Here is a 20,840-nt window from a genome sequence, read left to right on the forward strand (position 1 = left end):
ATACTGTCGCCGGGCTGTACCCTTATTGTTTTTTGAAAGCGAATGTCTGCCAGTTCTGAGGGCAGCTCGTCACGCATATCGAAATACGGAACAAGTGAGGCAAAGACGCTTTCCCAAAGAGGGTGTCTTTCAGAGCAATGCAGCGAGGTGACGCTCAGCCCAGGCTTTGCTCACGTATAGTGGTTTAGGTTACCCGGTTTGCCAGGAGAAAATAGCCAGTATTTAAAATTCATTAATCAAAATTTTATATTTTTTATTAGCAAAATATCAAAATAAATTATAATAGAAATAAAAGAAAATCATAATAAAATTTGGTTATTTGGGCTCTGGAAATATATTTGCTAGTAGTAACCAACGATTAACCAAACCTAACTTGTTATGAAAAGGATTTTTCCAATAATGCTTCTGGCGTGGCTGACTGGCTGGCTACCTGTGGCAGCACAGGGCATCAGGATTACCGGAAGGGTGACTACCAGCGAAGATGCTTCGAACCTGCCGGGAGCCTCAGTGCAGCTAAAGGGCACCAACATCGGCACGCAGACTGATGCGGAAGGAGTTTATGCGATTGAGGTGCCCTCCTCCAATGCCGTTCTTGTATTCAGCTTTGTAGGGATGGTTGCTCAGGAGATAACCGTAGCCAGCCAAAGCGTTATTGATGTCAAGCTCGTAAGCGACACCCGCAGCCTTAGCGAGGTGGTCGTGACCGGCTACGGTTCGCAGATCAAAAGGGACGTTACCGGCAATATCGCCCAGGTGAAAGGGACAGAAATCCAGAATATGCCTGTGACCAGCGTCGATGCGGCCATCCAGGGAAGGGCAGCTGGGGTGTACGTCAATAGCGGTACGGGCAAGCTCGGACAGGCGATCAACGTAAGGGTGAGAGGGAATTCCTCCATCAGCGCCAGCAGCCAGCCGTTGTATGTGGTCGATGGGATGCCCGTCACCACAGCGGATCTGAGCAACAATGGCGGGGCAACCAATCCATTGTCGGACATTAACTCTAACGACATTGAGTCTATCGAAATCCTCAAAGATGCTTCTGCCGGGGCTATTTACGGCTCCCGTGCGGCCAACGGCGTCGTGTTGATTACGACTAAACGCGGAAAGGCCGGGAAGACCAACGTGAGCCTGAACTACCAACTGGGCTCCTCGGAAGCGACACGTCGTGTGAAATTCCTCGATGCGGATCAGTACATAAAGTTCTACACGATGGCGGCTAATAACCGCGATCGTATAAACGGTATCGATACCCAGGATCCCGATTCCCAGACTCAATACATGCTCGGGCCGGGTGGTTTCCTGGAATATTACAGCCTGGGCACTTACAATACCCCTCAGCAGCAGAACTATTCCTGGCAGGATCAGGCGTTTCAGAAAGGCCCGATGCAGCAGCTCGACCTGCAAGTCAACGGTGGAAGTGAGAAAACGAAGTTTTTTCTTTCGGGGCAATACCTGGATCAGACGGGCACTTTGGTGGGAAACGAGCTCCAACGCATTTCCGGGCGCATGAACCTGGATCATCAGGCTTACAAATGGTTGCAGGTGGGATTGTCGATGGGCCTTGCGCGTACGGTTAACCACCGTTTGCCGGGTGACAATGCATTCTCTAACCCCCTTCAAATGGCCGCATTGACTCCGCTGACGCCATTCACCGACCCCGAAACGGGCCTGCCCACTGGAACGCCTCCCGGCGATTTGAATGTGCCGCTCTATTTCAACCCGATGATCTCGATCAACTACGCGAAATTCGAAGCGACCTCATTTCGGAACTTGACCAACGCTTATGCACAGTTCAATATTCTGCCCGAGCTGAAATTCCGCAGCGAACTGGGTATCGACCTTTTGAACCAGAATGAGGAGGGTTATTACCAAAGCCAGAACGTGCGGAATGTGACCGAGGCCACCAGCGGGTTGGGTAACAACTACGCCACATTTGTCACCAACTATAACACCAACAACTTTTTCTCCTACGACAAGACGCTCGGCCTGCACAGCATCGGGGCTACGCTGGGGATGTCCTACCAACAATCGCAACGAAAGATGAGCTTTGTGGAAGGCACTCAGTTTCCATCGGATTCCTATAAAAAAATCGCCAGCGCTGCTACCAAGTCGGATGGAAGCACTACGGAAACCAATTTCCGTTTTCTGTCTTATTTCCTTCGCATGAACTACAAGTTTGCCGATAGATACCTGTTGTCTGCCAGCGCGCGTATCGATGGCTCGTCGCGTTTTGGGGCCAACTCACGTTACGGTTTCTTCCCGTCAGCCTCATTGGGTTGGGTGCTTACCGAAGAAGCTTTTCTTAAGAACAACAACATTCTCAGCTTCCTGAAACTCCGCGGAAGCTACGGATCGACCGGTAACTCTGAGATCGGAGATTTCCCACAGCTCGGACTTTTTGCCGGCGATGCGGGTTATGCGGGGTCTGCCGGGCAACGTCCGTCGCAGATCGGCAATCCCGACCTGAAATGGGAGACTACCCGGCAGGCCGATTTCGGTGTTGATTTCGGTCTGTTCAATAACCGGATCAATGGAGAGATCGATTATTATGTCAAAAAGACGAACGGGCTTCTGTTGGAAGTGAATGTGCCGGCCACTTCCGGCTTTTCGGTTCAGTATGCCAATGTGGGTAAGCTGGAAAACAAGGGCTTCGAGTTTGTGTTGAATACCCAAAACACGGTGGGCGCCTTCCGCTGGACGACCTCGCTGAATATCGCTAACAACAAAAACAAGGTAACCGACATCCAAGGCCAGGTGATCGAAGGCGGTATCCGCAGCATGAGCCGCGTTATGGAAGGTCAGCCGGTGGGCGTGTTCTATACAGTGGAATACGCAGGAGTGGACCGCTCCAATGGAGACGCGTTGTTCTATAAAAATACGCCTAACCCTGACGGAACAGTAGACCGCTCCACTGTCACTAACAGTGGCTATAACAGCGCGCAACGGGTAGTTGCGGGTAACCCGAACCCTAAGTTCGTGGGTGGCATCACCAATACTTTTTCCTACAAAGGGCTCGATTTAAGCGTCTTTTTCAACGGCGTTTCAGGCAACAAGATCAACTTCTACGGGGTAGGACAATATTCGTCCGCCAATGGCATCTACGAAGACAACCAGACTGCCGACCAGATGAATGCGTGGACGCCCGAAAATCCGGATACCGACGTTCCCGAGGCCCGTTTCTACCGCGGCAACGGCAACCAGGCATCCACGCGCTATATCTTCAACGGCTCATATCTCCGGCTTCGTTCGATGACACTGGGCTATAACCTGCCAGCAGAACTGGTGCGCCGCATTAAGATGGAAAAGGTAAGAATCTATGTCTCGGCACTCAACCTGGCTACTTTTACCAAATACAAAGGCTGGGATCCAGAGGTCAACACCGACGATCTGAGCGAAAAGGACAGCAAGTTCGCGCTGGGTAACGACTTTTACACGGCGCCTCAGCCGCGCACATTGCTGGTGGGTATTAATATCGGATTTTAATATTTGAGCAGAAATCATGAAAAAGAACAGATATATCATCCAGGCGGCATTGCTTTCGGCCATGCTGACCATCGCCGGTTGCGACAGCAAGTTGGACGTGCAGCCGACTCAAAGTATCGATGAAAGTGTTGCCCTTAGCACTTCCCGCGACGTCGAGGTGACCCTGATCGGATGCTACGACGGCTTGCAGGACGTGGACGTGTACGGCGGCGCGTTCCAATACGCTTCCGAGCTTCTTGGGAACTCCGGCGAGCTGGGTTTCGGAGGTACGTTTCAGAACCTTCTTGAAATGAATAACAAAGAAATGACCACCAACAACGCGACTGCCACAGCTACCTGGCGCGACTCGTATGTGGCCATTAACCGCTGCAACAATGTGCTCTCGGCACTGTCGATTGTCGATGAAGACAAGCGTGCGCGCATAGAGGGCGAGGCCCGGTTCATTCGCGGATCGATCTACTTTGATTTGGTAAGATTGTATGCCAAGACCTGGGGGGACGGAGACAATGCCTCCAACCCGGGCGTTCCATTGGTATTGAAGCCTACACGTGTCCTTACCGATGCCGACAAAATACCCAGGAACCCGGTGGCCGAAGTATATGCCCAGGTGCTGGAAGACCTGACGGCGGCCAAATCGTTGTTGCCCGAAAGCAATACGATCTATGCGACCAAATATGCCGCATCCGCGCAATTGTCACGCGTGTATCTGATGCAGGGCAATTACGGCGCAGCGCGCGACGAAGCTAACCAAGTGATCAACTCCGGTAAATTCTCTCTTAATTCTACATTCGAATCGCTCTTTTTTACATTCCTGGACAATAGTGGCGCCAATCCTAAGGAATACATTTTTTCGATGATTGTCACCCAGCAGGATGGTACCAATGACATGAATACCTTCTTTGGAACTGCCATTGAGGATATCTTGGGGACTGGGGGCCGCGGTGATATCCGCGTGCTGGCCAAGCACCGGAGCCTATACGAAGCAGGTGACAAACGGGGTGCATTTTTTGTGACTACCAACAACACATTCACCCAAAAACACCTGGATCAATTCGGTAATGTGCTGCAATTCCGACTAGCGGAAATGTATCTGACCCGCGCCGAAGCAAACCTGCGACTCAATAGCCAGACAGGCGCCGCGCCACTCGCTGACTTGAACCTGATCCGCGCCCGCGCCGGCCTGCAAGCAGCTACTGCGGCCACGATCGAGTCTGTGCTCAAAGAACGGCATTTGGAACTGGCATTCGAGGGCCATACGCTGCACGACCTCAGGCGTACGCGGCAGAATGTAGGTGCTTTGCCGTATAATTCCCCCAAGCTTATCCTGCCCATTCCCCAGCGTGAAATGGATGTCAATAAGCAGTTGGTCCAAAATCAGGGCTATAATTAACGGCTTAACCGGTCTCGAAAGCCAATACGGCTCCGACGATGGCTCAAGTCAAAGTTATGAACAGTGGCAGGCCAAAGGTCTGCTACTGTTCAACCGCTAATACTGTCGGGTGCCCATGTGGGGTAAATGTAAAAATACCTGGCAGAAAGTTAACACCGGGCGTTTTTATATCATTCCGACCTGAGTGAGCGCACAGGATCGGGCAATGCGGCCCGGATCGCCTGAAAACTTACCGTAACCAAGGTCGCCCATTGTTTTGTATTGGTTAAATCGATGCTTTATTCAACGCGCAGACTTTTGACCGGATCCAGCCGCGCCGCCCTCACACTTTGAAAGCTGACTGTCAGCAAAGCGATCAGGGCCATCAGCACACCCGAAGCCACAAATATCCACCACGCCATTTGAATGTGGAACTCAAAATTCTGTAACCAAAGGCGCATTGCATACCATGCAATGGGGGAGGCGACCAGGAAAGCAATCATGACAAGCTTTAAGAAATCTTTGGACAAAAGACTGACAATGCTTCTGACCGATGCGCCCATCACCTTTCGCACACCGATTTCCTTCGTACGCTGCTCGGCCGAGAAGGTCGCCTGCCCGAAAAGGCCCATGCAGGCGATCAATACAGCCAAAAACGTGGCCGTCTCGATCAGCGAGGCTGTGCGTGTTTCGGCCTTGTATGCCTGAGCGAGCGTTTCGTCCAGAAAGCTGTATTCGAACAGCTGGTCGGGGAAGGCGGCCGTCCAGGTTTTTTCGATATGACCCAACGCTGCCTGCACCGATTCGGCGCTCGGATGCTCGTCTTGCAGTTTCAAACCAGCCTGATAGAAGTTGTTAGGGACGACCTGAATGATCGTAGGATCGATTTTCTGGTGCAGCGAGTTAACGTTGAAGTTTTTGACAACACCTTTGATGGTGGCAAACTCGTTTCCGTCACCAAAATACAGGCGTTCACCGATCGCCTGCGCGGGACGCTTGATGCCGATACGCCCCAGGAGTACTTCGTTGACAAGCACCTTGAAATCCGTCGTGTCGCTGTCGCTAAGCGGCTCACCTGCCAGAAGCTTGATGCCGTAGGTATTAAGGTAATGCGAGTCGGCCATTTTCATTTGGGTTTTAACCTGGATAACCTCCGGGCCCGTCCGGTACTCGATCCCCTGCATCCAGTTACTTTCGGCCGATGCACTGTTGAACGAAAAGCTCGCATCCCTGATCTGCGGCGAGCGGAGCAACTCTTGGCGGAGCATTTGCAGTTTTTCCGGCTTATTGTCGGGCAACCCTACGGTGATAATGGCTGATTTATTGAAACCCAGGTCAGCTTTTCGGAAAAAGTCCAGCTGGCGGTTGATGAGTATCGCGCAGCTGATAAGCACCAGCGACACGGTAAACTGCACTACAACCAGTCCCTGGCGCATGGAGAACCATTGATTTGCCGGTTTTATCAGGTTGGTTTTCAGGGCCCAGATCGGGGCCATTCCCGATAACCGCATCGCCGGATAAACACCCGCCAGCAGCGTGGTCAATATCAGCAGCACGCCCGAGAACAGCAGGTTTTGCCAGGTAAACAGGTCCGCTGTGGTGAGCGGAATCGCAAGCGCATTTGCCATCACGGGCAGCGCAAGCAGGCTAAGTGCGACTGAGAACAGGGCCGCAAGCAGGGTAATGAGCCCGGCTTCGGTCAGAAACTGGTAGACCAGTAGCCTCCGGTTGCTTCCGATCGCCTTGCGTATGCCAACCTCCTTTGCCCGTTTGAAAGCCTGGGCCGTGCTTAGATTGATGAAGTTGAAACAGGCGATCAGTAAAACCAGCAGCCCTATCAGCGAGAGCGTTTTGAGCATGCTCACGTTTGCACTTCGCCCGCCGAGGTTACCCGAATAATGAATGGTGGACAAGTGGCTGACTTTAAATCGCTTATTTGCCACCTGGTCGTTGCCCATATACTTTCGGATGATTCCGTTGAAGGGGCCGGTGAGCTGCTCCGGACTCATCCCTTTTTGGAGCAGAACAAATACCTGAAAGTTGTCATTCCAGCCATTCCAACGGTTCAGATCATAATCCGGATTGACGTTTTTGATCGTCGGGAAAGAAACCAGAATATCGAACGGGAAACTTGTGGTGGAAGGATAATCTTCCAGCACGCCGGCAACGGTCAAATCCTGTTTGTTGTCGAGCCTGATCGTTTTGCCCACCACGTCGGTCCCGCCAAAATACTTTTCGGCATATTTGCGGGTAAGTATGACCGTGTTGGGTTGTGAGAATGCATTGACTGGCCTGCCGGAAATCCATTGGTAGTCAAATGTTTCAAATAAGTTTGCATCCGCGAAAACCACAGCTTCCTTAAATAGCTTGTCGGCTGCTGCCACGGTGCCGCTTACCTTTAAAATTGGTACCACCCTTTCGGCCTGGTGCATATCGGTCCGAAGGGCATTAGCCATGCCGGTATAGGTGCCCGGGTAAGTGTGGTTTTCCTGGATATTTTTGGTTTCAACCCGGTATATCTGCCCGATGCGCGATTGGTGCAGGTCATAACTGGTCTCGTGCAGCACCATCAGAAATATCAGCGTGGCGCAGCACATGCCTACGGCTAGCCCTGAGACGTTGATAAAGGAATATCCTTTGCTTTTAAAAAGGTTTCGGAATGCAATCCTGAAATGGTTTCGGATCATGGCTGTGCTCAAAGTTTGGGGTTTATGAAAATCAGCTGGTTGTCTGTGTTTTGCAAAAGGCCGGATCAGCTTTAAGATATTGCAGATATAACGCCGGTCGGCGCGCGTACGGCTGCCGGTTTTTAGCCAGCGGGCATGCAGTTCAAGCAAGTCGCCTTCAATTTCTTCGGCAGTCACCGGATCGGCAAAGAGCCTGAGCAGTCTGGCAGGCCATTGCGGTGGCTGTGTTTTCGGGTAGTTGCTTAAATGCTTCATTCAGCTTCCCATCAATTGCATCGCGGCAGGGGAGAGTGCACTCCACAAATCCTCACGAACTTGTTTTACCTCACGCAAAGCCTTTCGGCCAAAAGCTGTGACGGTAAAAAAGCGTTTGCGGCGCCCCCCGCGTTCTGCTGTCGCGCCGCCCATGCGTGAAGAGACGTAACCTTTTTCTTCCAGGCGTTGAAGGGTAGAATGGACTGTGCTGAACCCGACGGTCCGGCCGGTCTTGTCTTCAAGCGCCTGGGTCACAGAAACACCGTATGCATCCTCTTCGAGGACAGCCACAGTGAGCAGGACCAATTCTTCAAACTCTCCTAAAAACGTTCGTTTCATGCTGTTAAGGATTTCCTATGGTAATGCCGATCAAATGCTGTGCCAGTTTTGGGAAATGCCTTGTAAGGAGATAATGGCCACTTTTTTGTGAAAAACCCAATGACGAAAATGTCCGCTTTCGAACGCCAGGCGTGCCAAAACGGACATGAATGCAAGGGCCGCGATCAACTCAATGCCGGGGAAAATGAAAGAACTTGCCAGCGGGTTTCAGGATCCAAAAAGGGTTCAGCCCGCAGTTGAAGTCTGGGCTTGATATTCCGTCTTTTCGTTAAAAATGAGATGAATGCAGGCCCCGGGCTTGTTTTCAACAAGCAAGTCCAGGTTCAGACTCTGTGTTATCTGCTTGACCATCAGCAGACCTATGCCCTCGTATTGAGATTGTAAGTTGCGTTGGTTAAAGAATTCGTTGCTATTCAGCCATTGGGTCAGCTCTGCTGGCATGCCCGGACCATGATCTTCAAAAATCAGATGCAGCTGCCCGTTAATGCGTTCGGTATAGATTCTGATTTTGTTCTTATATTGAATTTTGATCGCATTGTCGATCAGGTTGTGAATGATGATGCCAAGAAGTTTGGCATCGGTCATGACTGTTGCGCCAGGCGGGATGCCCATGGCGATATGCCCGTAATGGCGGCCTGCGATCTGCTTGAAGAGTAAAACTTTTTCTTCCACCACATCCCTTAGGCTGACTGCGGTGAGCCCAATTTCCGGGCCACTAATTTCTGGACGGATGAAGTTAACGATATTATCGACCATTGAATAAATTCTTTCCACCCCTTGTTTTAGCTCTGTTACAAAGGTTTTTGCAGCATTAATTTGATCCTTTTCCATCAACGCATAGGTGTGATCCAACGCATAGGACATATGCCGGATTGGGGTGCGCACGTCATGTGAGATGGAGGCGATCATATGGATATGGAGTCTTAGCTGCTCTTCAAGTTGCTTTTCGGAATGATTGAGAACCCTCAATGTCTGCTCCAAGTCAAGGGTACGTTCGCTGACTTTGGTTTCCAGCAACTGGTTTCGCTTTTTTATTGCCCTGACCCTTAGTCTTAAAGTAATATAAAACAGAGTCAACACGGCCAGGATTAAAATTGCTTTAAACCACCAGGTTTCAAACCACTGTTTGTCTACGAAAATCTCTAAATGACTGTAACCATAATTATTAGGTCCGAATCCATTCAATTTTCGGACACTGACCGTGTATTTACCTCCGGATGCAAAAGGGATTGATACAGGCGTGTTTTCATCAAATTCCTTCCAGTTTGATAGGGCTTCTCCATCCCTGAAAGCCCTGTAAGACATTTTAAGGTTGTACCGATCGGCAAAGTATGGAGTGCTTATTTTCAGATCAGCGCCGGAAGCGCCGGCCGGAACGGATATATGTTTCACATCAGAGGCCAAGGCCTTGCCGTCGATATCCAAATTGTCGATGAATAGCTGCGCGCTGGGCAGCTCGGGTTCTATATGCTCGGGTATAAACCAGACAAGTCCGTTTATAGAAGGAAAGGAGACTGTGCCATCGCGCATTCTGACCGCGCAGGGTTGGCATCCGCCATTAAATTCATTGGTTTTGAACCCCGCGCTTTTTGCGTAGTAGTGATAATAGGGCGCAAACGGCTTCTTAACGTAGGTGAGCAAATCACTTTTTTTGATTTGAAATAAGCCCCGGTTGGTAGGTATCCAGAAAAAGCCTTTTTTGTCTTGGAAGATGCAGTGAGCGCTAGCCAGGTGCTGCTGCTTATCCAGCGGAAATCTTGTCAGCTTGTTCTCTTTTAAAAGAAAGAAGCCGCTCGTATAAGTAGTTACCCATACTTCTCCTAAACCCTTGGGGATGTGCAAGCTGCGGATGTAGATGTTTTCAAGTCCTCTGATAGGGGAAAGCCTGCCTGTCGGCAGGTGTAAGCCGTATAATCCCCTGCCGGTGCCGATCCAGAGAAAATCCGCAGTCTGGTGCTCTATCCAGGAGATGCGTGGCAAAAGTTTGCATGGGAAAGGCAAAGGGTTGGCTTTCGGCCGGCCGGGGTCCAGGTAATACAATCCTTTGGTGGTGGTACCGATCCAAATCCGGCCATTGTACCCTTCATACAGGTTGGTGACTCCTCCTTTTATCAGCCATTTCGAAATCAGGCGGTTTGCCGTACTGTCAAATTGAAAAATTTCTTCTCCTTGTTTGGTCCAGATATGCCCGGTTTTGCTTTTCAGCACGCTTATGCGATCCCAATTTACCAGCTTTGAGATGGATTCAATACGTTCGGAAACTACTGTACCCGAAGCTGAATTTTTCTTAAAAGTCAGCCCGTCAGGAATAAGGATTTGATTGCCGGCTAACAGTGTCTGGCCATAAAAACTGTTTGCTTTCAAATTCAAGTCGCTAACGACAGAGAATGGCTGCTTGTCGGTAATGTAAAGACCTTCAAGGGGGCTTCCCAGATAGAGGCGTTGGAAGAGAGCATCGTAGTAAACTGCTTTTACTGAGTGCGCCCGTAGATCAAAACCATCCAGAACCAGCTTCCCGCTGATAGCGCCAGACTTGCTCCTGCTGAGCAGGTACAGACTTTTATCTAACAATACGAAAGCCTGCTCGGATACATTATTCCAGAAAAGCATAAAATCATTCTGGCCTCCGGCCGCTTTATGCCTCAGGATTTCTCCTTCAATGCGGATTTGGCGGACCGAAGAGTCGCTTCCGGCGGAAGTAAACTTGGAAAGACTTAATCCCTTGTCCAGGAAATACAGGTCATTATCCAGCCTGAAAAAATTGAAAACATTTTTTTGGGGAAAAGCGAACCGTTTGACCAATTTGTTCTTTTGGTAGTAGCTTACACGGTCTTGATAGTGAATGTAATGTGCACCTGCCGGGAAGGGGTATATGGATATAAATCTGGAAAGTATGTTAGTATACTGGTCTTCAAATACGAATGGCAGGCTCTGTATGACCGGATCTTCGCGGGCGGCGGGATCTTTGGAGGGCTCGTAGGCGGGATATCCCTGGTAATTCGGATCAATTCGCGCTTCCCCACGGGCAATTCTGATCCATTTGCCCTCGTGGGTCATCGCAAGCAGATCGTTGTTGGGATTTGCCGGGTGCAGTTGGAAGCCATAAATATTTCTGCTTGCATAGGAATCACCAAACTGGTCGAACTTAACCAGCCGGTGGCCATCATAGCGTACCAGTCCCCGTTCGGTTGACATCCAAATGTAGCCCCTTTCATCTTTGACAATGGACTTGACGCTGTTTTGCGGCAGGCCGTTTTCGTCGGTAAAATGGGTGATATTGTATCCCGGAACCGTCTCTGATGAGACGGTCTGGGCAGTGGAAGGGAAAATGATAAAAATAGCGCTCACCGCACAGACTAAAAAAAAGCGGAGGTAATGGATGCTGGTCACTGGTTGTTGCGATGATAATTGTCAAGGGTCGAAAACGAACAGAGAAGGGAAGCTGCGTGAAACGCATCATGCTGTGAAGATACATCATTAGCTTTTCTTTGAAGCAGTCATTGTGCAATTTTGGAGAATGATGCCGGTAGGTGATTCGGCTGTTTGGCAAGTAGCCACATAGTCCACCGTAGCAGCGCGGCCAGCGCGCCTGGGATATACTCTTATCGGCTAAAGGCGATCATCTTGGGTGCCAGGTAGTTGCAGGCCCTATGCCCGCAACTACCTGGATAAATCAACTCCCGTTCTCAATCGCTCTTCAAATCGAGCTTGACCTGCCGTTACCAGTGAGAAATCGCGACCCACGCCCACGAGTGAGTTGTGCCATGCCGTCATTTGCTTACTCCCCTTGGGCAAGAGCAGTTTGGGGTCACCCTAACTGCTTTGTGCTATTGCCGCTTTACTAAATCCATTTATTGTGATCATCGCAGTGATCTGGGCGGCGGTTTGGCGACAAATTAACCTGTGCAGGCGGGGTGGGACCTGCGCGGTGTTTTACGGCCTATTGTTACTCAGAAGTATCAAATCTGCTGTGGGAAGCGTCAGGGCGATATTGCAAAAAGGGTCTGGGAAAACTATCAGCATTCCCATGCAGCGTATCTTCTCGGCGGAGTGTCAAAGAATAAAGTGCCGTTTTAGGTGGAAAATTTCGGCATACGGCCGGTGCCGACGTTTGGGAGCACCGCTGATTTTTCCTCCCAGGGTTTTTCACCGGCGCCATTTGCCTGGCGGGCCCAAAATGGGTTCTAGCAGCACCGGAAGGACTTACAGTGTTAACCGCCGAATTTTTTACTGGCATTGCTATGAGTGCTCAAAGCGGCTTGTGAGAATTTACTAGCGCTGACTGCCAAGACTTGAGGCCGTTAAGCGGTAGATGGTAAGGTAGTTATTCCATCCAGCATTAGCTTTGGCAGACAGCTTCATAAACCTTCAAGATCAACATGAACATCAATAGCGCTTTGAGCCAGGAAGTCTCCCGGCTGCTCACAGACTACCTCGCTCACCTGAGGCAATCTGGTCTTAGTTCCCTTTCAGTTGCTGTTTATCAGACGCATGCTAGCAATTTTGTAAGGTGGATACACGGAGAATTTACCCCAGGCGAGAAACTCTCAAAAAAGCGGGCCAAAATAGCAGCCTCCGAAGTTGTAGATCAGCCCCCGGCAGAGCTGATCTAGGAGCAGCTTTTGATAAGGCAGCAGCCCGGCGAAGATCGTGAAAGTTTGGCTTAGCCTATGGCCCGGGCTGTTTGTGACCGGATCGTTTCAAAGTGACACTGATCGCAGGCCTGCCGTGGAAGGGGTTAAGGCTTTATCTGCTGATGATCAGATGGGCCAGCTCCGGATCAGAGAGCATTCTTTCCATTTCCGAGAAAATAATCGTTTCCACATCTTCCTTAATTTGCCGGTAGTTGGCCTGGATTACATCCGGGTTGACCTGCCGCACGACAGGTAGTGGCTTTTGGGATGCCTGCTGGCGTTGCAGGGCCTGATGGTCGTTGACCAGTGTGCAGTGAAATGTTTTCAGGTCCAGGGGCTGGTCAGGGTTATCAGCGCACATGCCGACGAATTCGCCGGCGCTTAAAGCGGCGATGCGTGATGGGGGGATGGCAGCGTCCAGCTGTTTGGAGCGGTTGATGGAGGTGTCAGTGCGGTTGATCGTAAGGCTGCTTCGGTCCTGATTGATCCTTCCAAACCGGTCAGAGAGCTGTTTGGCCGTCTCGCCGGTGACCTGCCCACAGATGATATTGCCCGTGATGTTCATGACCACGTCGGCCAGCTCTCTTCCATAGTCCTTTCGCAGCTGGCTCAGATCCTGAATACCCAGGGTGGTTGCCACTTTGTTTTGCCGGGCGGTAGCAATCAGCGAATCGATATGGTTCAGATAGACAGTGGGGAATTCATCAAAGACAAGGCTGGACTTTTGTTTGCCCTTTTGATTGACCGCCTTTATCAGCCGCGAGATATAAAGCGAAACCACTGCTCCGAGCGTCATTAGCTTGCCCGGATTATTGCCCATGCAGACGATCTTGGGCTCAGAAGGGTTATTGATATCCAGTGAAAAGTCATTGCCGGAAAGCACATAGTACAGGGCCGGCGAAGAGAGGCGGGCCATCGAAATCTGCGCTGAGGCGATCTGCCCTTCCAGCTGCTGGTTGGCGTGGTGAATGAAAGCGGATATAAATGGATTGATCAGTACCTGGATCTCCTTCTGGGTTCTAAGCACAGAAAAAAGTTTGGCGTGCTCAGTCTGCATCAGCTCCACCACGTGAGGCAGCGTGCAGAAGGTGCCGTTTTGATACTTTTTTAGAAACCATATAATGGCCGTTAAAAAGTTGATGGGGGATTCGACAAAAAAGTCGCCCTGGCGGCGGATCCATTCCCGGTTCAGCCCCATCAGGATCGTGCGCGCGGATTCGGCCGCATCGGAAATGTCATGCATCGAGCCGGGGTCTAGTGGGTTACAGCGGTGCGATCTTGAAAGATCATCAAAGTTCACATAATAAAACGCCTGGGCACCCCTTTCGCTCTCAGGCATATTCAGCCAGGTGTTGTAGGCAATGCGCGTCAGATCATCAAACTTAAAATCGTAGAGGAACATCGCAAAGCCCTTTTTGATGTGCTGGGTGATGATGTGACGGATCACGTAGTAGGTTTTTCCTGAGCCGGGTGATCCGACCACCAGAATGCCCCGGAACGGGTTGATAAAATTCACCCAGCTCTCGCGGCTTCTGCCGGCGTGCCGGTAGCGTGCTTTCAGATTGATCGAATATGGATTTTCCAAAAGCTGTTCTTGCTGGGGAAAGGTCTCGTTATCGGCATTGAAGATATCTACGGAGATCTTTTGACGGATCACCCGCGAGAGGCGAACCCCACCCCAAAGGATGGTCAGATAGCCGCCAGAGCAGCAAAACATGTAGACTGCGGCCGCAAACGGATCGCCTGAGCCCAGGCTAAGCGGCAGAAAAGAAAAATGAAAGCAGACCAGGCCGGTAAATGCCCACAGGACCGGCGAGCGCATGGAAAGTTTTTCATCTTTTTTGCCTTTCGCTCCCAGCAGTGAGATAAATAGAAATAAAAGTGCAGCCAGCTTGGTCTTATAAAAATGGCTGAAAAGGCTTGTTTTGATGATCTGTTCGAGCACCTTGTCAGTCCAGGGTGTTGTCAGTTGCCAGGATTCAAAGGCACCGTAGCAGTAATAGTAGTAGTGAAGCGCCAGCATGGCAAGGCTGATCATCCGGCTCATGTCCATGATCCGCTGTAGTGCCTGCTGATTTTCTGCCGTAGCTGAGCTCATCGTTGGAGCGATTTAAAGTTGTAATGAGATCTGTTTGCGTTTTTTGGCAAGGCGCCTTTTCAGCTCCCGTGGCAGGTGATCGGCCTGGGGCACCGGATCAAGCAGCAGCTTCAATAGGCTCTCATCGGCTGGCGGGTCACCCAGTTGTTTTCCCTTGCCGCCGGCCGGCTCTGATTGAAGGGCAGCGTTGCCTGGGGGAGCGGTGACCAGAGGCTGTTGGTAAATGCGCTCGCCCTTTTCGAATCTGTTTCCGGCTGCGGCAAAATGTTCCACTAACTGGGCAGGCGTGTAGCGCCCGCCAAGCTGACTGGCCGAAAAGACTGACCGCGTCCGAAAATCAACGAAGATAATCTCACAGAGCTTTCCGGTGGGTCCTAAGGCGTATACGGCTTTGACCCCCTCCTGGGAAAGATGCTGACCCAGACCGGCCAAAGAGCGGGTGCCAGGGGCGATAAGGGCCAGATCCACCAGGGTTTTCACGCGCTGCTGCTGGGGCAGCGCAGCCACCCTGTTTGCCTCGAATCGCTCATGCAAATACCTCAGCGTAGGTTTACCCAGCAGGCGACTGGCTTTAAGCGGTACTCCGATTTTTCTACCCTGATCGTCTAGCATCTGATAGACCAGTCCTTGGTGAAGCCGGATTTTTGAGCCTGGCTGACCAGTCTTGGCCACCAGGTTATAGTGCCGCAGCACCGCGTTGAGCTCGGTAAGAGAACTGTACTTGAAATTGGGAAGCACCACCGAAAGTACCTGTGAGATCGCAGCGGTAAGAGGAATTTTGCCGTATCGCAGTTTTTGAGCGCTTTCAAGCGTGCTGGCCGGCATCATTCTTCCCTGCGATGGGGTAAGCTGATAGTCTTTCTCGATTTGTTTGATCAAGTTCTTGGCAGCTGCCTGCCTGCTGAGAAAGACCGTGTCGCGCGAACCATCGGCCTTTATCATTACGGTGACAAGGTGCAGATGCGGATGAAGCGTGTCCCGATGCTGATAAACCAGAAATGGATGATCCCCAAGACCGATTTGATCCATGTAGAACTGTGAGATTTCTTTGAGCTGGCCCAGGGTGAGCCGATCCTCAGGCAGAAAGGAAAGTACAATATGAAGACAAGCTTTTCGACACCTTTCATTGAGCTCAAGCCGCTTTTGAAGCGCAAGCATACGTTGACTGGCTGTCAGCTCGCTGGCCTCACAAGGATAATTGCCGGCCAAAATGCAGCTGGCTAGTCCGGCCTCTACCTTGTTTTCATTGTAGCGGCAGCAGCGCTTTACCGAGGCTGAGGATCTGATTATTGCAACCATACAAGCGCGGTCTTTTTGCAGTAATGATGAATTTGATCGATCAGCCCAACGATAACAGCTCTGTCTTTTTGATGTTCTGCAAGCCAGATGGCCACCTGGTGGTTGCCATGGATCTCAGAGACCTTTTGACCGGACTGCTCAAAGGCCCGCAGGGCTTCCGATAGCTGCCTTCGGGTAAGTGAAAGCTCTGTGATCAGATCATCCAGGGAAGCGTTGCGGTGATTTACGGTGAGCGGCTCGCCGAGCGTTTGCCGCCTGAGATACTCTGCCAGGCTGCGGCAGCTCGTCTGAGCGCATCTGTCTTTGATCCGCTGGTATTGGGCTTGATCCACGGTGAAGTAGATGGCGCGGCTTTGCTGGGAAGCTGACTTTTTCATTGGTTTGTTGAGAAATCTTTTGGTAAACAAGATCGGTTAGGGGCAAATCCGTCTAGACACCTCATATTGACAGATCGAGTCCTGGCGCGCGGAACCGGCTCTTTTGGGCCTGATTGTGGGCGGCCACCAGAAACTCGTTTAAATCCTTGAAGCCCTGATAGAGCCCGCTTTTGTCTGTCAGATGACCGTTCTCTGCCAGCGCCCGGCTGGTCAGGTTTTTTCCGGTCTGATCCAGATCCAGGTAAAGGTCTACCCGGCGGTGAGCTTCGATTGCTCCCCTGGCCCTGGGGAAAAATGCCACCGAGTTAAGAACCAGGTAATTTTCGGTTTCTATGCCGGCATTGCGATGCATCGAGCGGTAGGAAAGAAAGTCAAAAAAACCTTCAAAGACAGCCAGAATGCTACCCGTATGGCCAAGGGTGGTGATGTCTTTGGGCGAGGTGCTGATTTTGCTATACGCATTGCGAAGCTCATAGCCGCCTGAGTCGTTGCCAAAACCGATCGCATAGTAGGTTTTTCCGGACAGCTCATAGTCTATTTGCCGGCAATGCTGACGGGCGATCTCGATATCAATACAGCGCTGGGCCAAATATGAGAGCAGCGCGGGTTTTTGCAGCTGGGATTCTTGAAGGATCCTGATTTTGTTTTGCTCGGGCCGGGCTCTTTCGGCCGGGGGCGCGGCCGGCAGCAGCAGCATATCTTCCCTGAAAGCGCTTACAAAATCACCGACCGAGCATTGGTGGTAGCGGATTCCGAAATCAATCAGGTTACCGCCGGCGCCTTCCCCGAAATCATACCAGCGGTTCAGACCCCGGTTCACTTTGAAGGAAGGCGTTTTCTCATTGCGAAACGGGCTGTGGTACCAGTAGTTTGTGCCACTGATCCTGGCGGGCTCTATCCCCAGTCTGGACAGGTAGGTGACCATATCCGTCTGACGAACCCTATGCATGTAATCTTGGAAAACAGAATTGTCCATGGCTTTTGACAGTATCAGGCCGCCATCGCGGCCATATGGCTAGTTGGCCGAAAGGCCGTGCTGCTGCTGGGCCAGCCGGTCGGTATCGCCGGCCTGTAAAGCCTGGTGGGGGCTCTTCTGGGAGAGAAGCTGCTGCGAGCCGGTCAGGGCGTGGATGTGGCGGCGGACCGAGTTGTGGTCGTAGGCGATGATACCCTTGAACTGCGGGCTTGCCTCGATAAAGAACTTATGCTCAACACCCTGGTCAACAAGGGTGACCTGCTGACGGTTTCCCTTTCGAAGCGAGGCAAGCAGGCTGGCCTTGCTTTGTTGGTGATCGAGTTCTTTAAGCGAAAGCCTGGAAAGAACCTCTGGCAGATCAAATCCATAATTCTGGTGGAACTGCCTGATCTTAAAATTGCCCTGCTGATCGGTGTTTTTAAAGTCGAGCTGAACCCATGCCTGGTAGGGATCTCCCTGCCGGTTGACGAGCTGTTTTTCGACGGCTCTGCCCTGTAAAAGGTTGAAGGCTTCTTTTAGGGTTATGCTACCAGGGCCCTGCATGTAAAAAAGCTGATTGATCCTCAGGGATTGGTCGTAGTTTTTCAGGCTGGCCAGGTAGCTTTGAAAGAAATACAGATCTTGCAGGGCAGATCTTTGAAAGTTCAACGAAGCGGTTAGCTCATCGTTGCCAAAACGCATCCTGTGCTGCAAAGAGAACTCGGGGAGCTGTTTTTGTATACTGGCCAGTAACTGTTGATTGAGTCCTTGCCCAAAGCCGTGGTATTTGAGCTGCTCGGTCAGGTATTCGAAGTTTTTCTGGTTCATCTGAATGTCTTTAAAGGTTTGACGCTGCGGGAAGCTGCGCTAGTTTCGCCAGGTGCCTGGCTTTTAGGCGCACGGTAAGATGCCGGGAGCCGCCGCCTTCTGTGAGCTCGATAAGCAGGCTCTTGCTCTTTGGAAGCGTCGTTTTGGCAAGGGCCACTACGAGCGTTTTTTGCTCTGAGGCCCTGATTTGACCGCTCGGAATTGAGCCTCCGAGCAGTGGCAGTTCGTTTTGCTGGCTGGCCGCGCGTTTGATCTGCTTATTGTCGCTAGTGAAAAACCGGAGCGTTTCGATCTGGTAGTCGATCACCGAGCGGTTTTCAAGGCTCAATCTTACATACATCACAGGCCCCCGGATGTAAAGACCCTCAACGGCAAGCGAAAAGCCGCCTGCCGTGCTTTTGCGCCTTAGGTTCGGCGGCTGGTCTGTGGCAAGACTTAGGCCTTGCTGGATTTGATTGAGCTGGATCGTCTTTGGTATCTGGGCTGCGGACGGCTGCTGTGGCCTGGGCATGACCTGCAGCCCAATGCTGGAAGGCTGCTGTTGGTAGCAGACCTGGAAGGCGTGCAGCTCCCCGTCGGCTGTGATCACAATCAGGCTCGTGGGTTGAATGTCTTTACGCGCTGCTTTGAGCAGCACCACGTTTTCTGTGCCCTTCGCTACTTGCGCCAAAAGCTCGGCGCTGCCGCGGTCGACGCTTTTAACCGGAGCTGCAAAGCTCAAAGACAGGGTCTGACCGGCGCTGACCTCTAAGGGCAAAGACTCGACTGCATAGATTTTCAGGTCTTGCCCGTAAAGTGTGGTGAAGGCGGCCAGTGGCTGGGTCAGGCAGAGCAGATACAATGCCTTTTGGATGGTTGAATGCATGGTCGGCTGGTTATGGATGGGTGGTATTGGTCTGATGGAGAAGCACTTTGTGGCCTTGCCTGAGTGTGACCTGGGTGAGCCTGCTTTTTTTACTCAGCAGCATTTGGCCCATCTGCATGCCGGCGGCGGCTGCCTGCGCGCCGACTGAAAGGGGGCTCGTATTCAGATCATAGCCCTGGATTTGGCTTGCCAGTTGCTGCTTGACCACCGAGCGCGGTAGCGCGCCGGGGATGTAGATTCCTTCGATGCCGTCCAGATCATAGACCGAAAGGCTGACTGTAAGGATCTGCTGGCCGGAGCGCAGGGAGCTGATTTTAATTTTGAGCCGCTCCCCTGAAAGGGCCGCTGTGCCATAAATGAGCGTGTTTTCAGCGATCCTGATGCCAGCCACCGATAAGGGGCTAGTCAGCCTGAGCTGCACGGTAGCGCCTGAGACCAGCTGCTGGGTGCGCTCGATAACAGCCGTCAGAGGGGCGGCGGGTTGGGCGGCTGAATCCTGATCCAACCCAAAGAATGCTACCTGTCGGCTGTCAGGCAGTTTTAAAGCTGCTGAATCCGCGCTGGCCGCAAGAAGGGTGATCTGCTCCTCAGGCGCGCCGGCACTTACAGCCAGGGCCGGCGCGGTAGCTGTCCCTTCGGTTTTCTCCGGGATGTTTTTTTCGCTTTCCTGCAGCTGCAAAAGCTTATCGAGCATGCCCTCGAGCTGAACCATTTCAGGATCCTGCACTACTGTATCGGTTTGCATCTGGGTCATCATCTTTTCGAGTCGGGCAATCTGGGGATCCTCTTCGGCGGACAGATCATCCCCGTCGAGCCGGCTGTCAGAGGATGGGGTGTGCGCCGAGCTCAAAGCTTTGTCGAGCGCCCGTAGCCTTTGATGGATTTTTTTTTCCGCAGAAGTCCTGTCTTCGGTTTTGACTGGCGTCCCCCCGCCGGCTCTGAGCGCTCCCTCAGGTGCGCCAAGGCCCATTAAAGCCGGGCCCGCAGAGGCCATTGCCGGCTGCTGTTGATTCTGCCGGTAGGGGTCTTTTTTGATTTGCTGCGCCCAGCTGGCAGAATCCTGGTCTGCTTTTCGGTAGTAAGCAAGCTTGTCCATCTTTTGCTCGCCTTCTAGCTCCGCAGAGGGAAGACTTAATTGTAATCCGGTGGCCTGATCGTGCTGGCCTGGATGTCTTTCCAGATTTTTCACAACCAGCTTCCAGTAGATCAATGTCAGAAACGGCAGGGCAAGCAGCGGTAAGACCAGGTAGAACCTGCGCTGTCTTAAAAACTGTTCAGTGTGGGCAGGATGTGTCATGGCTGATCTGTGGTTTAGAATTTTGGAGACTATCTAAAATGAAGGCCTTTTCCAGGCTGTCCAGATACTGGTCCAGGGCCTGTTGTTTGGCAGGGCTTTCAGGTACTGAAATGGGCTCCAATAGGCGGGGCAGGCTTAGCTCAAAGCGGTGTATGGTCAGCTTTTGGGGACTTAGGCCACCATAAAGAAGGCCTGCTGCCGCCACGCAGGCCAGCACACCAATCAGGATAAGCAGCGCTTTAAGCTTTGCGGCCGGCATATGAGCTGCGGCAGCATTCAGGCGGTTTGCCCACCGGCGCTGGAAGGAATTGATTTTTTCCGACAGTCTGGCGGCCCCCCGGCCCGCCGCCAGGG

At 51.8% G+C, this 20,840-nt stretch carries 14 protein-coding genes; 3 read left to right on the forward strand and 11 right to left on the reverse strand.

The window, feature by feature from the left end; translation table 11 throughout:
- Positions 1–378: 378 nt before the first annotated feature.
- A complete protein-coding gene (locus tag AAHB90_RS07860) occupies positions 379–3,483 on the forward strand; it encodes a SusC/RagA family TonB-linked outer membrane protein (RefSeq protein ID WP_342084381.1) in 3,105 nt (1,034 codons plus the stop codon).
- A 16-nt stretch (positions 3,484–3,499) separates the two neighbouring features.
- Complete coding sequence (locus tag AAHB90_RS07865) at positions 3,500–4,873, forward strand: RagB/SusD family nutrient uptake outer membrane protein (RefSeq protein WP_342084382.1); 1,374 nt, start codon at positions 3,500–3,502, stop codon at positions 4,871–4,873.
- Between the two features lie 278 nt (positions 4,874–5,151).
- Here the strand turns inward: AAHB90_RS07865 and AAHB90_RS07870 are convergent, their stop codons facing one another.
- The 3 genes from AAHB90_RS07870 to AAHB90_RS07880 form a co-directional block, all read right to left on the reverse strand.
- On the reverse strand, positions 5,152–7,794 hold the full coding sequence (locus AAHB90_RS07870) for an ABC transporter permease (RefSeq protein WP_342084383.1): 2,643 nt from the start codon (positions 7,792–7,794) through the stop codon (positions 5,152–5,154).
- Positions 7,795–8,133 (reverse strand): PadR family transcriptional regulator, encoded by a 339-nt coding sequence (locus AAHB90_RS07875; protein WP_342084384.1) that lies wholly within the window; start codon positions 8,131–8,133, stop codon positions 7,795–7,797. It lies immediately after the preceding gene.
- 225 nt (positions 8,134–8,358) lie between these two features.
- A complete protein-coding gene (locus AAHB90_RS07880; RefSeq protein ID WP_342084385.1) occupies positions 8,359–11,523 on the reverse strand; it encodes a sensor histidine kinase in 3,165 nt (1,054 codons plus the stop codon).
- A gap of 989 nt (positions 11,524–12,512) precedes the next feature.
- On the opposite strand from AAHB90_RS07880, the gene AAHB90_RS07885 reads away from it, so the two are divergent.
- Positions 12,513–12,746: a hypothetical protein gene (locus AAHB90_RS07885; protein ID WP_342084386.1), complete on the forward strand. Its 234-nt coding sequence runs from the start codon at positions 12,513–12,515 to the stop codon at positions 12,744–12,746.
- Positions 12,747–12,879: 133 nt separating this feature from the next.
- Here the strand turns inward: AAHB90_RS07885 and mobC are convergent, their stop codons facing one another.
- The 8 genes from mobC to AAHB90_RS07925 form a co-directional block, all read right to left on the reverse strand.
- A complete protein-coding gene (mobC, locus tag AAHB90_RS07890; protein WP_342084387.1) occupies positions 12,880–14,865 on the reverse strand; it encodes a conjugal transfer protein MobC in 1,986 nt (661 codons plus the stop codon).
- A 12-nt stretch (positions 14,866–14,877) separates the two neighbouring features.
- Positions 14,878–16,164, reverse strand: a complete 1,287-nt coding sequence (locus AAHB90_RS07895) for a relaxase/mobilization nuclease domain-containing protein (protein ID WP_342084388.1) — start codon at positions 16,162–16,164, stop codon at positions 14,878–14,880.
- Positions 16,152–16,541, reverse strand: coding sequence for a hypothetical protein (locus tag AAHB90_RS07900; protein WP_342084389.1), 390 nt, complete (start codon positions 16,539–16,541; stop codon positions 16,152–16,154). The genes AAHB90_RS07895 and AAHB90_RS07900 overlap by 13 nt, the downstream gene beginning before the upstream one ends.
- A 61-nt stretch (positions 16,542–16,602) precedes the next feature.
- Positions 16,603–17,517 (reverse strand): toprim domain-containing protein, encoded by a 915-nt coding sequence (locus AAHB90_RS07905; protein WP_342084390.1) that lies wholly within the window; start codon positions 17,515–17,517, stop codon positions 16,603–16,605.
- Positions 17,518–17,556: 39 nt separating this feature from the next.
- Positions 17,557–18,324 carry a hypothetical protein gene (locus AAHB90_RS07910; RefSeq protein ID WP_342084391.1) on the reverse strand — a complete coding sequence of 256 codons (768 nt, stop codon included), beginning with the start codon at positions 18,322–18,324 and terminating at the stop codon, positions 17,557–17,559.
- Positions 18,325–18,334: 10 nt separating this feature from the next.
- On the reverse strand, positions 18,335–19,189 hold the full coding sequence (locus tag AAHB90_RS07915; RefSeq protein ID WP_342084392.1) for a DUF4138 domain-containing protein: 855 nt from the start codon (positions 19,187–19,189) through the stop codon (positions 18,335–18,337).
- A 10-nt stretch (positions 19,190–19,199) separates the two neighbouring features.
- Positions 19,200–20,486 (reverse strand): conjugative transposon protein TraM, encoded by a 1,287-nt coding sequence (gene traM, locus AAHB90_RS07920; protein WP_342084393.1) that lies wholly within the window; start codon positions 20,484–20,486, stop codon positions 19,200–19,202.
- A partial coding sequence (locus AAHB90_RS07925) for a hypothetical protein (RefSeq protein ID WP_342084394.1) occupies positions 20,464–20,840 on the reverse strand: 377 nt, incomplete at its 5' end. The genes AAHB90_RS07925 and traM, both read right to left, overlap by 23 nt.

Origin of the sequence: Dyadobacter sp. OTU695 (genome assembly GCF_038440355.1) — a bacterium.
In the GTDB taxonomy this organism is placed as follows: domain Bacteria; phylum Bacteroidota; class Bacteroidia; order Cytophagales; family Spirosomataceae; genus Dyadobacter.

Excerpts from the sequence above, each read along its gene's own strand:
- AAHB90_RS07905 (WP_342084390.1), bottom strand. The coding sequence starts at position 17,517 with ATGGACAATTCTGTTTTCCAAGATTACATGCATAGGGTTCGTCAGACG.
- AAHB90_RS07915 (WP_342084392.1), bottom strand. The coding sequence starts at position 19,189 with ATGCATTCAACCATCCAAAAGGCATTGTATCTGCTCTGCCTGACCCAG.
- AAHB90_RS07875 (WP_342084384.1), bottom strand. The coding sequence starts at position 8,133 with ATGAAACGAACGTTTTTAGGAGAGTTTGAAGAATTGGTCCTGCTCACT.
- AAHB90_RS07910 (WP_342084391.1), bottom strand. The coding sequence starts at position 18,324 with ATGAACCAGAAAAACTTCGAATACCTGACCGAGCAGCTCAAATACCAC.
- AAHB90_RS07895 (WP_342084388.1), bottom strand. The coding sequence starts at position 16,164 with ATGGTTGCAATAATCAGATCCTCAGCCTCGGTAAAGCGCTGCTGCCGC.
- AAHB90_RS07865 (WP_342084382.1), top strand. The coding sequence starts at position 3,500 with ATGAAAAAGAACAGATATATCATCCAGGCGGCATTGCTTTCGGCCATG.
- mobC (WP_342084387.1), bottom strand. The coding sequence starts at position 14,865 with ATGAGCTCAGCTACGGCAGAAAATCAGCAGGCACTACAGCGGATCATG.
- AAHB90_RS07870 (WP_342084383.1), bottom strand. The coding sequence starts at position 7,794 with ATGAAGCATTTAAGCAACTACCCGAAAACACAGCCACCGCAATGGCCT.
- traM (WP_342084393.1), bottom strand. The coding sequence starts at position 20,486 with ATGACACATCCTGCCCACACTGAACAGTTTTTAAGACAGCGCAGGTTC.
- AAHB90_RS07860 (WP_342084381.1), top strand. The coding sequence starts at position 379 with ATGAAAAGGATTTTTCCAATAATGCTTCTGGCGTGGCTGACTGGCTGG.
- AAHB90_RS07885 (WP_342084386.1), top strand. The coding sequence starts at position 12,513 with ATGAACATCAATAGCGCTTTGAGCCAGGAAGTCTCCCGGCTGCTCACA.
- AAHB90_RS07900 (WP_342084389.1), bottom strand. The coding sequence starts at position 16,541 with ATGAAAAAGTCAGCTTCCCAGCAAAGCCGCGCCATCTACTTCACCGTG.